This window comes from Gordonia caeni (assembly GCF_039537105.1).
Lineage (GTDB): Bacteria > Actinomycetota > Actinomycetes > Mycobacteriales > Mycobacteriaceae > Gordonia > Gordonia caeni.
On the sequence record NZ_BAAAZW010000060.1, the window covers coordinates 1 to 505 of the forward strand.

At 58.4% G+C, this 505-nt stretch carries 1 protein-coding gene; it reads right to left on the reverse strand.

The window, feature by feature from the left end; translation table 11 throughout:
• A partial coding sequence (locus tag ABD732_RS18710) for a hypothetical protein (protein ID WP_344786353.1) occupies positions 1–505 on the reverse strand: 505 nt, incomplete at both ends.

Sequence of the window (505 nt, forward strand, 5' to 3'; positions counted from 1 at the left end):
CGCATGATGGGTTGCGCAGTCACAGTGAGATTGCGGCTCCCCTCGCCGACCAGGCGCAGGCGGCCATTGGAATCTCCGCGTAGCGCAAGTTTTTTGCCTCGCACTGGAATCTTGATTTCTAGAGCCTTGGTAGGCCGCTCGCGTAGGACCAGATCGTAACGAAAGCCTGTGGCAAGTGCGGTCACCACGAGGTCGGTGCCGGATCCCGCCGCATCGGTGTAGGTGGCACGGTTACCCTGAAGTGTCGGCCTTGGAAGCCTGGTAGGCCATGCCAGAGTGAGAGATTGCGCGGGGGTGAAGGTAAAGGTGGTTGCAGGATCCGAATCCTCCCCATGAGGAAGTTTCAGATCACCCTTAATCACCTTGGGTCTGATTTCATCGCCCTGAGCTGTGAGGGTAGGGTCGATCCATGCCCATGCGCCTTTTTTCTTGACCCGGACTGGCCTTGTCCAAAGCTCTGTCGTGATGTGTCCATCAGGGTGTCGCCAGTAGCGTGCGGTTTCGG